13 protein-coding genes are annotated in these 13,700 nt (G+C 71.7%); 9 read left to right on the top strand and 4 right to left on the bottom strand.

Annotated elements, in window-relative coordinates; all coding sequences use genetic code 11:
• Nucleotides 1–30: 30 nt before the first annotated feature.
• From BLQ63_RS14120 to BLQ63_RS14110, 3 genes are all read right to left on the bottom strand, one after another.
• The gene (locus BLQ63_RS14120) at nt 31–2,373 is read right to left on the bottom strand and encodes a heavy metal translocating P-type ATPase (protein WP_091035786.1); all 2,343 of its coding nucleotides are present in this window, start codon (nt 2,371–2,373) and stop codon (nt 31–33) included.
• A gap of 140 nt (nt 2,374–2,513) precedes the next feature.
• Entirely contained in the window at nt 2,514–2,927 is a 414-nt protein-coding gene (locus BLQ63_RS28455) for a pyridoxamine 5'-phosphate oxidase family protein (RefSeq protein ID WP_177154938.1), read from the bottom strand.
• A 134-nt stretch (nt 2,928–3,061) separates the two neighbouring features.
• The gene (locus tag BLQ63_RS14110) at nt 3,062–3,601 is read right to left on the bottom strand and encodes a DoxX family membrane protein (RefSeq protein WP_091035779.1); all 540 of its coding nucleotides are present in this window, start codon (nt 3,599–3,601) and stop codon (nt 3,062–3,064) included.
• A 336-nt stretch (nt 3,602–3,937) separates the two neighbouring features.
• Between BLQ63_RS14110 and BLQ63_RS14105 the strand changes: the two genes are divergently transcribed.
• The gene (locus BLQ63_RS14105) at nt 3,938–4,192 is read left to right on the top strand and encodes an SHOCT domain-containing protein (protein ID WP_091036010.1); all 255 of its coding nucleotides are present in this window, start codon (nt 3,938–3,940) and stop codon (nt 4,190–4,192) included.
• Between the two features lie 156 nt (nt 4,193–4,348).
• Here the strand turns inward: BLQ63_RS14105 and BLQ63_RS14100 are convergent, their stop codons facing one another.
• Nucleotides 4,349–4,852 (bottom strand): hydrogenase maturation protease, encoded by a 504-nt coding sequence (locus BLQ63_RS14100; protein WP_091035775.1) that lies wholly within the window; start codon nt 4,850–4,852, stop codon nt 4,349–4,351.
• 142 nt (nt 4,853–4,994) lie between these two features.
• Between BLQ63_RS14100 and hypF the strand changes: the two genes are divergently transcribed.
• Genes hypF through BLQ63_RS14060 form a run of 8 tightly spaced genes read left to right on the top strand, consistent with a single transcriptional unit; the run spans nt 4,995 to nt 13,695 of the window.
• Nucleotides 4,995–7,280 (top strand): carbamoyltransferase HypF, encoded by a 2,286-nt coding sequence (hypF, locus tag BLQ63_RS14095; protein WP_091035771.1) that lies wholly within the window; start codon nt 4,995–4,997, stop codon nt 7,278–7,280.
• Entirely contained in the window at nt 7,280–7,531 is a 252-nt protein-coding gene (locus BLQ63_RS14090) for a HypC/HybG/HupF family hydrogenase formation chaperone (protein ID WP_091035767.1), read from the top strand. Before hypF ends, BLQ63_RS14090 begins: the two co-directional genes overlap by 1 nt.
• Nucleotides 7,528–8,616 (top strand): hydrogenase formation protein HypD, encoded by a 1,089-nt coding sequence (gene hypD, locus BLQ63_RS14085; RefSeq protein WP_091035762.1) that lies wholly within the window; start codon nt 7,528–7,530, stop codon nt 8,614–8,616. The genes BLQ63_RS14090 and hypD overlap by 4 nt, the downstream gene beginning before the upstream one ends.
• Nucleotides 8,613–9,656: a hydrogenase expression/formation protein HypE gene (hypE, locus tag BLQ63_RS14080; RefSeq protein WP_091035757.1), complete on the top strand. Its 1,044-nt coding sequence runs from the start codon at nt 8,613–8,615 to the stop codon at nt 9,654–9,656. The genes hypD and hypE overlap by 4 nt, the downstream gene beginning before the upstream one ends.
• 14 nt (nt 9,657–9,670) lie before the next feature.
• The gene (locus tag BLQ63_RS14075; RefSeq protein WP_091035752.1) at nt 9,671–10,759 is read left to right on the top strand and encodes a 4Fe-4S dicluster domain-containing protein; all 1,089 of its coding nucleotides are present in this window, start codon (nt 9,671–9,673) and stop codon (nt 10,757–10,759) included.
• Complete coding sequence (locus BLQ63_RS14070) at nt 10,756–11,619, top strand: FAD/NAD(P)-binding protein (protein ID WP_245680968.1); 864 nt, start codon at nt 10,756–10,758, stop codon at nt 11,617–11,619. Before BLQ63_RS14075 ends, BLQ63_RS14070 begins: the two co-directional genes overlap by 4 nt.
• On the top strand, nt 11,619–12,404 hold the full coding sequence (locus BLQ63_RS14065; RefSeq protein ID WP_091035747.1) for an NADH-quinone oxidoreductase subunit B family protein: 786 nt from the start codon (nt 11,619–11,621) through the stop codon (nt 12,402–12,404). The genes BLQ63_RS14070 and BLQ63_RS14065 overlap by 1 nt, the downstream gene beginning before the upstream one ends.
• Nucleotides 12,394–13,695: a Ni/Fe hydrogenase subunit alpha gene (locus tag BLQ63_RS14060; RefSeq protein ID WP_091035742.1), complete on the top strand. Its 1,302-nt coding sequence runs from the start codon at nt 12,394–12,396 to the stop codon at nt 13,693–13,695. The genes BLQ63_RS14065 and BLQ63_RS14060 overlap by 11 nt, the downstream gene beginning before the upstream one ends.
• Nucleotides 13,696–13,700 lie beyond the last annotated feature (5 nt).

Below are 13,700 nucleotides of genomic sequence, written 5' to 3'. Positions count from 1 at the left end.
GGATGCGGCTCGGGATCGACGCGGTCCCGGTCATGATCGTCGCCCTCCCCGCGGGCCCGCGGGGAGGGCGACGCGCCGCTTCCGCGCGGTCTCGGCCACCGGCATCAGACTGAACGCGTTCTCCTCCTCCTGGGCGTTGTGCAGCAGCACGATCGCGTACAGGCCGTATAGCGCTCCTCGCAGGTCGGTGACTTCGTCGGGTTCCGGCGGGTCACCGATGTCGACGCAGGCGCGGCGCAGCCGTCGCACCCGGTGCTCGATCTCGGCGTGGCTGCGGCTGAGCGCACCGAACGGGTCGGGCCCGAGCGCGTCGGCGACGATCGGCACCAGCTGGACCTCTTCGGCCCGCTCGTGCGGCAGGAGCTCGGTCTCGAGCCGGTCGACCAGTTCACGCAGCGGCGCCGAGTCGGGAGGGTCGTCGTCGAGGCCGTCGGCGACTTCTCGAATCCGCTCGACCAGCGGTGCCACGGCGGTGTGCTCGGCATGGAGTCGCCGCACGACCGCCAGGTCCGCAGGCGGCATCGCGACGGTGTGGACGCGACCGGGCAGCAGGGCCGTGAGGGCCAAGGCGATCGCGGCGACGTCGATGGCTTCCTGGAGGATCGCGCCGGCTGCGGGCGCGAGCATCCCGGCCGCGGCCGGAGCCATGGCGGCGAGGGACAGCGCCATGCCGAATCCCGCCGCGCGGCGGGCGATGCGGATGCTGCGGCGGGCGATGAGAATCGCGTCGGCGAGGCCGTCGATGCGGTCGGTCGTCAGCACGACGTCGGCGGCCTCGGCCGAAGCGCCGGCGCCGCGTGCGCCCATGGCGACTCCGGCGCCCGCCGCGGCCAGTGCCGGGGCGTCGTTGACGCCGTCGCCGACCATGATCGTCGGGGCGCGATCCTGCTCGGCCCGTACGATGTCGAGCTTGTCGGAGGGGTCGCGGTCGGCGAAGACGGCGTCGGCGCCGACGAGGCGGCCGACGGTCTCGGCCATGTCGGCACGGTCGCCGGTGATCAGTACGGTCCTGGTGATGCCGGCTTCGCGCAGGGTCCGCATCATCCTCGGCGCGTCCGGTCGCAGCGGGTCGGCCAGGAGCAGCACTCCGGCCGGTCGCCCGTCGACGGCGATGTAAACGGTCAGCGAGCCGTCGAGCGAGGCGCGGCGCCGCGCCCGGCGCGCCCAGGACGGCGGGGGGCCGTCGATGACCCACGCCGATTTGCCGAGCCGGACGCGGTGGCCCTCGACGATGCCCTCGACGCCGTAGCCCGGCCGCTCGCGCACCTCCTCGGCCGAGGCGGGTTCCAGGCCGCGGTCGCGGGCGCCGGTGACGACAGCGGACGCGAGGACGTGCGCCGACATCTGATCGAGCGAGGCGGCCGCCCGCAGCACCTCGTCGCCGGAGAAGCCGTCCGCGGCAACGACGCCGACGAGCACGGGGCGGCCGCGGGTGAGCGTGCCGGTCTTGTCGAGCAGCAGTACCCGGCCGTCGGCGAGCCGCTCCAGGGCCGACCCGCCCTTGAGCATCGCGCCGCGACCGGCTGCGCGCGAGAGCCCGGCCGTGATCGCGATCGGCGCGGCCAGCAGCAGGGGGCAGGGAGTCGCCACGACCAGGACCGCGACCGCCCGGACAGCTTCCCCCGACAGCGCCCATGCGAGTCCGGCGACAACCAGGGTCAGCGGGACGAACGCGGAGGCGAACCGGTCGGCGACGCGCACGAACGGCGCGGTGGAGGCCTGGGTCTGCTCGACGAGGCGCACCACGCCGGTGTAGGTCGAGCGTTCCGCCGTCTCGGTCGCCACCAGTCGCACGGCGTTCCCCGCGTTGGCGACGCCGCTGCGGATGTCGTCCCCGGCGGGATGCTCGACCGGCAGCGCCTCGCCTGTGAGCGCCGACTCGTCGAAGACGCCCGCCTCGAGCAGTCGGCCGTCCACGGGGACGAGCTCGCCGGTTCCGACAACGATCCGGTCGCCGACGAGCAGCCGGCCCACTGGGATCGTGTCAACGCCGTCCGGGCCCTCGCGGCGTGCGAGGCGGGGTGCGCGAGCGGCCAGGTGGCGCAGCGACCGCTCGGCGTGCGCCGATGCCCGGGCCTCCAGCGTCCCTCCGGTGAACAGCATGACGGCGATGACGGCCCCGGCGAGGGGCTCGTCCGTCAGGAGTGCGCCGGCCATCGCCAGCCAGGCGATCAGGTCCACTGACGGCTGCCGTCGCCGCAGCGCCGCGGTGATCGCCGCGGTCGAATACGCCAGGCCCAGCGCTGTGGCGAGAGACCATGCGATCCGGCCGAGCGCGGCGGCCTCGAACAGGAGGGTCGCCGCGCCGGCGACCAGCAGCGAGGCCGCGACCGCGAGCAGCAGCGCCTCCCTGGCATCCCACAATCGGCGCATCGTTCACCCCGCCTTCCCTTTCCGAGGGTCCACCTTCGATCGGGCGGCTTCCAGGGGCGAACGTCCTCGTCGGGTGGGTCTTGGACAGGTCGGCGCGTGCGGGGTCGCCGCAGGATCGGATCCGGGTCGACGGGCCGCGCTCATCCGACCGTGAGGCGCAAGCCCGTCACGTTCTGCGGACTGATCGCGATGACCGTGTCCAAGGGGCGGTCGATCCACGACCGGACCTGCGGCCCGAGACGTTCGGCGCGGTGTTCGGCGGTGATGTCCGCGGCGGTGCCGGTGACCAGGACGCTCCAACCGAGCCTGGTGTGGAGGCCGATCTCGTCGGCCTGGTAGGCCACTTGCAAGCCCGCATGGTCGCGCACGGCTTTCGCGAACGCCGAGGAATGCCCTGTGCAGACGATGATCTGGCCGTCGACGACGACGTGGTTGAGGGGCCTGATCGTGGGCCGGCCCTCGGCGTTGAAGGCGACTCGGCCGAATTCGGCGTGCCCGAGCAGGCCGAGCGCGAGTTTCGGGTCGAGTTCGACCGGGATTCGTCGGTTCTCCACTGTCACTCCCCCATTGATCTTCTTCGGAATCGCCGTGACCGCAGAGGCGGTCAACCATGGAGCCGGCGACCGTGCCGCTCGGTCATCAGGAGGCCGCGGCCCTTCGCAGGGTCGCGGCTTCCCGGCGGTGCGGGCTATTTGAGCCAAGGGTTCTTGGTGACCAGTGCGGTCCGTCCCCAGGCCTTGCCGAAACCGAGCGTGTTCTCGGCGCGGGCCAGGGCCAGGCCGATCAAGAGCCCGGCGTAGACGAGGTGATCGTCCATGAACGGGTTGTTCTCCGGAGGCAGCGCCGCCGTCCACATCAGCACCAACAGCAGTGCACCCGCAGCTGCGGCGATCCGCATCCCGATGCCCAGGATCAGCGCCGCGCCGATACCGGCCAGGCCGATCATGAACAGCCAGTCGGCGAACGCCGACCCCGCCATGCCCTGGTAGAAGTCCGCGAACGGACCCTTCGTACCGAAGGCCAGGAAGCCCTCCGTGGGGCTCCCGCCCTCGAGCCACGCCCCCTCACGCTCGGTCGCGAAACCCAGCCCGAACGTCTTGTCCAGGAAGGCCCACAAGAAGACCCAACCCAGAGCGATCCGCAGGCCGGCCCACACATAGGCGACGAGGCCACGAGCGGGCGTGTTGTGCGGAGTGGCGATGTGATCGGTTTGGTAAGAGGTGGTCATTTCGCAATCCTTTCGAGTCGGCCACCGCTTCCGGTGACAGTTCCATCAAACTGCCGGTTCGGCTCCGATTCGAGAGGCCGGAGGGTGTGAGGTGCGGGGACGAACGTCCCGACCCGCGCCGCGCGCATGGGCCGCGCGTCCGTGAACGCGGTCGTACGGGACCGACGTCCCCTTCGAGGAGCCGTTCGACTCTGGCGAACCAGTGCGGCTCGGCCGAGGGTGATAGGCAACCGGATCGCGGAAGACCCTCGTGACGGCCGGGACTATCGGCCGTTCGACGTCCTGGCCGCGGGCGGGCGAGCCGTCCACCGAGCGGTGGACTGGAAGGAGTTGTCGATGATGATGTACGGGAACGGGTCGAGCGGCTGGGGAATGGTCGTGATGTCGCTGCTGTGGATCGCTCTGATCGCGACAATAATTTGGGCCGCCGTCGCCGTGGCAGGGCGGCGCGGGGCGGTCGCCGTCGATCGCCGGGCTCCCGAAACCGCGCGGGAGATCCTCGACCGCCGGTTCGCGCAAGGCGAAATCGACGCCGACGCCTACACGCGGGCAGTCGATCTCCTCGCCAGGGGTGGTCCGGCACCGCAATGACGATGCTGGACCGTCAGGCGGCCGTGCTCTGAAATGAGCGATGGCCGCCTTTCCTCTGCCGCCTTCGGACCGCGATCAAGAAGCGGGTCGAACAGGCGAGGTCGAGCGGCGAGCGGTCCCCTTGCGACAGCCGAGGAGCCTGCCCGGTTCGGGGTCTCACCGTTCTCCGGTCGCGACCGGCGGAAGCGATCGGAGTGCCGCTTCGAAGTCGGCGAGGTCGGCTTCGACGTGTTCGGCGATGTGCTCGGCCGCCGATGCGACCGCCGGGGACATACGGTCGCCGAAGGCGTATTCGCTGATCTCCACCGCGTAGACGATGAGCCGCTCGGGGAGCCGACCGAGTTCGCGTGCGAGCCGCGCCGCGGTGCCCAGGCCGAGCCCGTGCGAACTCGCCGAGGGGGCGTGAACCCCTTCGACCGCGTCGATCTCGATCCGGTGAACGGCCCCTGGAATCGCCGCGCGCACCGCCAGCGCGTCGACCACGATCGCGAGTTCGGTCCGCGACCACAACTCCACGAGCTGGGCGGGCTCGCCGTCCGACACCGCGCTCGTGACCCAGTCCGGCAGCCCTGTCTCGCGCAGTCGCTGCACCACGGCCACGCCCACACCGTCATCCCGCCGGTAGACGTTTCCGACTCCGATGATCACCACGGGTCGCATGGCGGTCTCCTTCCCCTTGAGGCCACGGTAAGTCGGCTGAGTCCATGCGGCGCAGGCCGAACGTCCCGGTCAGAGGGGTACCAGGACCCGTGCGCGGGACGCGCGCCGCGGCGATGCTCGAGATGACGGACGGGAGGTGCCCATGAGGACCGCTGAGCGCACGGCGCAACGCATCGAGCTGCACGGCATCGTGCAGGGTGTGGGCTTCCGCCCCTACGTCTACCGTCTGGCCCGCGACTGCGGCATCGCCGGGCAGGTCTACAACGCCGGCGGCGACGTGGTCATCGAGGCCCTCGGTTCGAACGAGGACCTGGAGTCCTTCATGAACCGGCTGCCGCGCGAGACACCGCCGGGAGCGGTCATCACGACGATGGTCAGCACCCCGTTCGACGCCCAGGTCGGGAAGCGGTTCTCGATCGGTCCCTCGGTGGCCGCGCGAACGGCGGCGCACGGCCTTACCCCCGATCTGGCGACCTGCGACGACTGCCTCCTCGAGCTGTTCGATCCCGGCGACCGCCGCTACCGGTACCCGTTCCTCAACTGTTCCTCGTGCGGGCCCAGGGCCAGTGTCGTCGAGGCCCTCCCCTACGACAGGGAGCGCACCACGATGCGGCGCTTCACCCTGTGCCCGGACTGCCGCGGAGAGTACGAGAACCCCGCCGACCGGCGCTTCCACGCCGAGCCGATCGCCTGCCCGGCCTGCGGTCCCCGCCTGAGTTGGAGCGGCGGGTCCGAGGAGGGGGCGGCGCTCGCCGCCGCCGTCCGCACTGTCGCCGCCGGAGGCTTGATCGCGGTCAAGGGCGTGGGCGGCTACCAGCTGGTCTGCGATGCCGCGGATGAGGACGCGATCGCGCGGGTCCGAGCCGTCAAGTCCCGCCCTGTCAAGGCGCTCGCGGTGATGGTGCCCGACGTCGGCGGCGCGATGGCCGCCGCCCGGCTCTCGGACGCCGAACTGCGGCTCATGCGCGAGGCGGCGCGGCCGATCGTGCTGGCCGAGTCGCGCGGGTCGCTGCCGCGGCAGCTGGCACCCGGATCGGACCGCATCGGCCTGTTTCTGCCGTACAGCCCCCTCCACCACCTGCTCCTGACCGATCTCGACCGTCCTCTGGTGGTCTCCAGCGCCAACCTCCGCGGGGAGCCCATGATCGTCGACGACGAGATCGCCTTCAAGCTCGGCCCTTCCGTGGACGGGATCCTCGCCCACGACAGGCCGATCGCGGCGCGCTATGACGACTCCGTGGCACAGGTCGTCGACGGCAGGCCGCGGCTGCTGCGCCGCGCCCGCGGGTATGCTCCGGCTCCGATCCCAATTCCAGACATGGTCGCGAAGCCGCTGCTCGCGGTCGGGGCGCAGCGCAAGCACACGTGCGCACTGGCGGTCGCCGACCAGGCCGTCCTCGGACCGCACAACGGGGACCTCGCCAGCGCCCAGGCGTTCGCATCCTTCACCGGCACGGTCGACCGTCTGAGCCGCCTTTGCGGGGCCGATCCGGTCGCGGTCGCACACGACCTGCACCCCGGGTATCTGTCCACGCAGTACGCCGAAGGACTCAAGGGACTCGACCGCGTTGGCGTGCAGCACCACCACGCCCACGTCGTCGCCTGCGCCGCCGAGCACGGCGTGCCCGCCCCGTTCGTCGGAGTCGCGTACGACGGCCTCGGATACGGCTCGGACGGCGAGCTGTGGGGCGGCGAGGTCATGGTCGCCGACTACACGGGTTTCGAGCGCACCGGTCGCTTCGCGATGGCCCCGATGCCCGGCGGCGAGCGCGCGGCCGAACGCCCTGCTCGCATGGCCATGGGATACCTGTTCGGCCCCGAGCCGGGCCTGGGCAAGGTCGATCTGGGCTACGCCAGGGGCTTCCTCAACCAGATGGACGGGCAAGAGGTCGCCCTCATCCGCCGCATGATCGAACGCGGGGTGCACTCGCCGCGGATCTCCAGCGCCGGCCGGCTCTTCGACGCCGCTGCGAGCCTGCTGGGCCTGTGCGACGACAACACCTTCGAGGGGGAGGCGGCGATGCGTCTGGAGGCCGCCGCGCGCGACCACGGCGGCAGGGCGTTGCCATGGCAGATCACCCGGCGCGACGGCCTATGGGTCCTCGACCCGGCCGTGACCTTGCAGGCCTTGCTCGTCGAGGCCCGCACCCGGCCGATCGGGCAGGTCGCCGCCCGCTTCCACGCAGCGATCGTCGAGGCCACCGCGACCTTGGTGATGATCACCGCCGATCGCGCCGGCACCGATCGGGTGTGCCTGGGCGGCGGGGTGTTCGCCAACCGCATCCTCGCCGAAGGACTCATGGACCTCCTGCGCGGCCAGGGGTTCGAGGTCTACCTCGGGGAGCGCGTTCCGCCCGGGGACGGCGGGATCGCGTACGGGCAGGTCGCGATCCTGGCAGCCCGCCTCGCAAGGCAGGGGGCGTCGTGATGTGCCTGGGCATTCCCGGCGAGATCATCGCGGCCGACGGCGGCGTCCCTCCGATGGGCACTGTCGATTTCGGAGGCGTGCGGCGCGAGGTGTGCCTCGTCTACACCCCGGAAGCGGTGGTCGGCGACTTCGTGGTGGTCCACGTGGGCTTCGCGATCAGCCTGATCCGGCCCGACGAGGCCGCCCGCACCCTCGCCGTCATCCGGGCGCTGCCGGGGGCCCTGGAGGCCGAACTGGGGGTGGAGCGGTGAGATACCTCGACGAATATCGCGACCCGGCTCTGGCCCGGACCCTGCTCGCCGAGCTCTGCGCGACGGCGACGCGGCCGTGGACGCTCATGGAGGTCTGCGGCGGGCAGACCCACACGCTGGTCAGGCAGGGCATCGACGAACTGCTCCCGGCCGGGATGCGCATGGTCCACGGCCCCGGCTGCCCGGTGTGCGTCACGCCGCTCCAGGCGATCGACCGCGCCATCGCCATCGCCGCGCGGCCAGGCGTGATCTTCACGAGTTTCGGCGACATGCTCCGCGTTCCCGGGTCCGAACGGGACCTGCTGGGCGTCAAAGCTTCCGGCGGCGATGTCCGGGTGGTCTACTCGCCGCTGGACGCGGTCCGCCTGGCAGTGGCCGAACCGGGCAGGCCGGTCGTGTTCTTCGCGGTCGGCTTCGAGACCACCGCGCCGGCCAACGCCATGGCCGTGCTCGAGGCGGCCCGGCTCGGTCTCGACAACTTCTCCATGCTCGTCTCGCATGTGCTGGTGCCCCCGGCTATGACCGCGATCCTCGAATCCGAGCACAACGAGGTCCAGGGGTTCCTCGCCGCCGGACACGTGTGCGCCGTCATGGGCTGGCGCGCCTACGAACCACTCGCCGCGAAGTACCGCACCCCGATCGTCGTCACCGGCTTCGAGCCGCTCGACCTCCTCGAAGGCATCCTCCTGGCCGTGCGGCAGCTCGAGACGAGCCGGTGCGAAGTGGAGAACCAGTACGCCCGAGCGGTCCTGCGCGACGGCAACACCGCCGCCCAGCACGCCATGGCCGAGGTCTTCGCCGTCGCCACCCGGTACTGGCGCGGCATCGGGTCCATCCCCGATTCAGGGCTCGTCCTCGCCGAGCGGTACGCGGCATTCGACGCCGAGCGGCGCTTCGACGTGGACGGCCTCGACGCCGCCGAGGACCCGCGGTGCATCGCCGGGGCGATCCTGCGCGGCAGCGCGGTACCCACCGAATGCGGCGCCTACGGCACCGCATGCACCCCGCGCCACCCACTCGGCGCACCCATGGTCTCAACCGAAGGCACCTGTGCCGCTTTCCATCTCGCTGGGAGATCCCGATGACGACCGACCCGCTCACCGCCACCTGCCCGCTGCCCCGCACCGACACCGACGCCGTCCTCATGGGGCACGGCGCGGGCGGGCGGCTCTTCGCCGAGCTCCTCGACACCGTGATCGGCCCGATCATCGGCGCCGACCCGGTCGCCGAGGACGCCGCCGTCGTCGCCGTCGACGGTGTCGGGGTGGTGGTCTCCACCGACAGCTTCGTGGTCACGCCGCACGACTTCCCCGGCGGCGACATCGGATCGCTCGCGGTGCACGGCACCGTCAACGACGTGGCCATGCGCGGGGCGCGGCCCGTCGCCCTCACCCTCGCCTACATCGTCGAGGAGGGCTTCCCCGTCGCCGACCTCGCCCGCATCACCGCCTCCGCCGCATGCGCCGCCGCTGGGGCCGGCGTCGCCATCGTCACCGGCGACACCAAGGTGGTCGAACGCGGCGGCGCGGATGGGATCTACATCAACACCACCGGGATCGGCGAACTCCTACCGGGCGCCGTGGTCACCGCCGCCGGGGCCGACCCCGGCGACGCCGTGCTCGTCTCCGGTCCGGTCGGCCGCCACGGCGCGGCTGTCATGGCCGCCCGCGAAGGCTTCGCCTTCGACCTCCGATCGGACTCGTGCGCACTGAACACGATGGTGGAGGACATGATCACCGCGGCCGGACGCGACGTGCACGTACTGCGCGACGCCACCCGCGGAGGGATCGCCGCCGTCCTCAACGAGCTCGCGTTCGCCTCAGGGGTGGGCATCGCGATCGACGAATCCGCCGTCGCCGTCCCCGACCAGGTCGCCGCGATCTGCGACGTGCTCGGTATCGACCCGTTCCACCTCGCCTGCGAAGGCACTCTCGTCGCCGTCGTCGCCCCCGACGCGGCCGACGACGTGCTCACCGCGATGCGCGCCCGGCCCGAAGGCCGAGGCGCCCATCGGATCGGCGTCGTGACGAACACGCACGTCGGCCGCGTCACCGCGCGGACCGCCCTCGGCGCCACCCGCATCGTCGACATGCCCCTGGGCGAGCAACTGCCCAGGATCTGCTGAACGGAGGCGGCACCATGCTCTTCGACCACCCGCCACCCGAGGTCATCGACCGCGCCGGCCTCGACCAGCTCGTCAAACTGCTGCGCGCCGACGGCTACACCGTCATCGGACCCACCGTGCGGGGCGACGCTATCGTCCTCGCCGAACTCGCCAATGGAGCGGACCTCCCCGACGGGATCGGCGTCGACACCGACGCCGGACGCTACCGGCTCCGCCGGCGCGGCGACCGCGCCGTCTTCAACCACTCGGCCGGACCGCAGTCGTGGAAGCAGTTCGTCCATCCGCCGCGCCAGCGCCTGGACGGCCCCGAGACCGTCCACCGCTACGCCTTCCTGGGCACGCGACCCTGCGACCTCGCCGCCCTCGCGGTTCTGGACGGCGTCCTCGGCGCCGCGCCGCACCCGGACGAGCGCTACCTCGCCCGCCGCGACGAGATCTTCGTGGTCGCCGTCAACTGCGTCGAACCCGGCTCGACCTGCTTCTGCGCGTCAATGGGCATCGGGCCGAAGGCCGACCGCGGCTACGACCTGGTCCTCACCGAGCGCACCGGCCACGAGCACCGCTTCCTCATCAGCGCCGGATCGGTCGCCGGCGAGGAGATGATGGACCGCCTCAGCCACCGCCGCGCCAGCGGCGGCGAGATCGCCGCGGGACTCCAAGCGCTCGACGACGCGGCCGACTCGATGGGGCGCACCATGCCCGAGGTCGACTTGCGCGGGCTGCTGGTCCGGGCCCGCAGGTCCGATCACTGGGAGGAGGTCGCGAACCGCTGCCTGGCGTGCGCCAACTGCACCATGGTGTGCCCCACCTGCTTCTGCACCACCGTCGAGGACACCACGGATCTCGAGGGCGACCACGCCGAGCGCTGGCAGCGGTGGGGCTCGTGCTTCGACCCCGACTTCTCGTTCGTCCACGGCGGACCGGTCCGCGAGACGGTCGGTTCGCGGTACCGGCAGTGGATGAGCCACAAACTCTCGACCTGGTACGACCAGTTCGGGACATCCGGTTGCGTCGGCTGCGGGCGCTGCATCGCGTGGTGCCCAGCCGGCATCGACCTCACCGCCGAGGCCGCCGCGCTCGCGGAGAAGGAGGAAGCGCCATGATCCCGGCGGCCCTCGACCCGAAGCGGACGGTACGGGCGACGGCCATGGCGCCGGTCCCGTACACGGTGTTCGACCACCGCCGCGAAACCCGCGACACTGTCACGTTGACCCTCCTGCCTTCGGGCCGCGAGGCCGTGCCGCCCTTCGCGCCGGGCCAGTTCACGATGCTCTCCGTCGCGGGCATCGGTGAGATCCCGGTGTCGGTCAGCGGCGACGCCGACCGGCGCGACGGCCGGATCGTCCAGACGATCCGCGCCGTCGGCGCGGTCTCGGCGGCGCTCTGCGGCGCCGAGGCCGGGCGGCGGATCGGCGTACGAGGGCCCTTCGGGAAGGGATGGTGCCTGCCCGCCGCCGGCGGCGACCTGCTCGTCGTCGCCGGCGGCATCGGGCTGGCGCCGCTGCGCCCGCTCGTCCTGGCCGCTCTGGCCCGCCGCGACCGCTTTCGCGGATTCCACCTGCTAGTGGGCGCGCGCACGCACGCGGACCTGCTGTACCCCTATCTGATCGATGCCTGGGCCCGCCGCGGCGACATGACGGTGGCGGCGACACTCGACCGTCCCGCCGACACGTGGGACGGCCGGGTCGGGCTGATCACCGGCCCGCTGGAGGAGACCGCGATCGCCCCCGAGCGGACCACCGCGTTCCTCTGCGGGCCCGAGATCATGATCCGCGTCTGCGCCGGGGCGCTGGTCGAACGCGGCGTGCCCGCCGAGTCGATCCAGGTCTCGCTGGAACGCAACATGCAGTGCGGCGTGGGCTGGTGCGGCCACTGCCAGCTCGGCCCGTACCTGCTGTGTCGCCAGGGGCCGGTGCGCCGCTGGGACCACGTGGCCGACCTGCTCGACGTCGAGGAGCTGTGATGAACCGTCCGACACTGGCCGTTTGGAAGTTCACCTCCTGCGACGGGTGCCAGTTGACGCTCCTCGACTGCGAGGACGAGCTGCTGGCCGTCGCCGAGGCCGTTGAGATCAGGCACTTCCCGGAGGCGACGCGGAAGGACCTTCCGGGTCCCTTCGACGTCTCCCTGGTCGAGGGTTCGATCTCGACCCCGCGCGAGGTCGAGCGCATCAAGCGCATCCGGGAGGAGTCCGGGCTCCTCGTGGCCATCGGCGCGTGCGCCACGAGCGGCGGCATCCAGGCCCTGCGCAACTTCGCCGACCTGCGCGAGTTCCAGCGGATCGTCTACCCCCACCCGGAGTTCCTGGCATCGCTGGAGCACGTCACCCCCATCGCCACGCACGTCGACGTGGACTACGAGCTGCGCGGCTGCCCGATCGACAAGCGGCAGCTGGTCGGCCTGCTCTCCGCGCTCCTGAAGGGACGGAGACCCGACCTGCCGAAAGGGTCGGTCTGCAACGACTGCAAGCGCCGAGGCGTGACCTGCCTGCTCGTGGAGGGGAGGGAGCCCTGCCTGGGCCCGATCACCCAGGCCGGGTGCGGTGCGATCTGCCCCTCGTACGGGCGCGGCTGCTACGGCTGCTTCGGACCGAGCGGGTCGACCCGGCCCGAGGCGCTCATCCCGGTGCTGCGCGGCGCAGGGCTGGACGACCCGGGCATCGTGCGCATGCTGCGCACCTACAATGCCGCCGCGCCGCAGACGGCGGCGGTGTCGACCGAGCTGGAAGGAGCGGGCGATGACGCATAAAGGGTCGGGCGACCGGCTGGTCGCCGTGGACGAATTGGCCCGGGTCGAGGGCGAAGGCGCGCTGCGCCTGCGCGTCTCGGACGGGGCGGTGGTCGAGGCCGAGCTGAACATCTACGAGCCGCCCCGCTACTTCGAATCATTCCTGGTGGGCCGCAACTACTCCGAGCCGCCGGACATCACCGCCCGGATTTGCGGTATCTGCCCTGTCGCCTACCAGATGAGCAGTTGCCAGGCGATCGAGGACGCCTGCGGTGTGCAGGTCCCCGAACCGATCTGGGCGCTGCGGCGCCTCCTGTACTGCGGCGAGTGGATCGAGAGCCACGCGCTGCACATCTACCTCCTCCACGCCCCGGACTTCCTGGGCCTGCCCGACGCGATCGAACTGGCCAAGATCGACCGCGCGCTGGTCGAGGCCGGCCTGGCGCTCAAGAAGGCTGGCAACGAGCTCATGGAGATCATCGGGGGCCGGGCGATCCACCCCGTCAACGTCCGCCTGGGCGGCTTCTACCGGCTGCCGACCCCGGACGAGCTCCAGCATCTGCGTCAGCTCCTGGAGCCCGCCCTCGACCAGGCGCTGCGGACCGTGGAATGGACCTCGACCCTCGAATTCCCCGACTACGAGTGCGAACACGAGCTCTTGGCCATGTCGGCGCCCGGGACCTACCCGATCGAGCGGGGGCACCTGGTCACCGGAGCCGGGAGGGAGTTCCCGCCGGCGGCCTGGAACGACTTCGTCGAGCAGGAACAGATGCCGCACTCGACGGCGCTGCACGCACGCCTCCTCGGCCTCCGGTATCTGACCGGCCCGCTGGCGCGGTACTCGCTCAACCAAGCGAAGCTCTCGCCGCTGGCCCGGGAGGCGGCCCGCGCGGGCGGGCTGGGCGAGCGGTGCGTCAACCCGTTCCAGAGCATCGTCGTCCGGGCGGTCGAGATGGTCTACGCGATCGACGAGGCGCTCAGGATCGTGAGGCGGTACGAACCTCCCGCGCGGCCCGCGGTCGAGGTCCCGCCGCGCGCCGGCGTCGGCCACGGCGTGACCGAGGCTCCGCGCGGCATCCTCTACCACCGCTACGCCATAGGGGACGACGGCCTGATCCGGCAGGCCCAGATCGTGTCCCCGACCTCGCAGATCCAGCCGGCGATCGAGGAGGACCTGCGTCTGCTCGCCGGAGGATGGCTCCACCTGGACGACGCGGCGCTGACGGCCGAATGCGAACGGGCGATCCGCAACTACGACCCGTGCATCTCCTGCTCGGCGCACTTCCTGAACCTACGACGGGAGCGTCGGTGAGGTTT

The sequence above is a fragment of the Glycomyces harbinensis genome (genome assembly GCF_900101745.1).
Taxonomy (GTDB): Bacteria; Actinomycetota; Actinomycetes; order Mycobacteriales; family Micromonosporaceae; genus Glycomyces; species Glycomyces harbinensis.
This window is presented reverse-complemented; position numbering and strand designations above follow the sequence as displayed.

Coding starts and splice junctions, on each gene's coding strand:
- hypF (WP_091035771.1), top strand. CDS start 4,995: ATGAGGACCGCTGAGCGCACGGCGCAACGCATCGAGCTGCACGGCATC.
- BLQ63_RS14110 (WP_091035779.1), bottom strand. CDS start 3,601: ATGACCACCTCTTACCAAACCGATCACATCGCCACTCCGCACAACACG.
- BLQ63_RS14120 (WP_091035786.1), bottom strand. CDS start 2,373: ATGCGCCGATTGTGGGATGCCAGGGAGGCGCTGCTGCTCGCGGTCGCG.
- BLQ63_RS14075 (WP_091035752.1), top strand. CDS start 9,671: ATGCTCTTCGACCACCCGCCACCCGAGGTCATCGACCGCGCCGGCCTC.
- BLQ63_RS14090 (WP_091035767.1), top strand. CDS start 7,280: ATGTGCCTGGGCATTCCCGGCGAGATCATCGCGGCCGACGGCGGCGTC.
- hypE (WP_091035757.1), top strand. CDS start 8,613: ATGACGACCGACCCGCTCACCGCCACCTGCCCGCTGCCCCGCACCGAC.
- BLQ63_RS14105 (WP_091036010.1), top strand. CDS start 3,938: ATGATGATGTACGGGAACGGGTCGAGCGGCTGGGGAATGGTCGTGATG.
- BLQ63_RS14065 (WP_091035747.1), top strand. CDS start 11,619: ATGAACCGTCCGACACTGGCCGTTTGGAAGTTCACCTCCTGCGACGGG.
- BLQ63_RS14070 (WP_245680968.1), top strand. CDS start 10,756: ATGATCCCGGCGGCCCTCGACCCGAAGCGGACGGTACGGGCGACGGCC.
- BLQ63_RS14100 (WP_091035775.1), bottom strand. CDS start 4,852: ATGCGACCCGTGGTGATCATCGGAGTCGGAAACGTCTACCGGCGGGAT.
- BLQ63_RS14060 (WP_091035742.1), top strand. CDS start 12,394: ATGACGCATAAAGGGTCGGGCGACCGGCTGGTCGCCGTGGACGAATTG.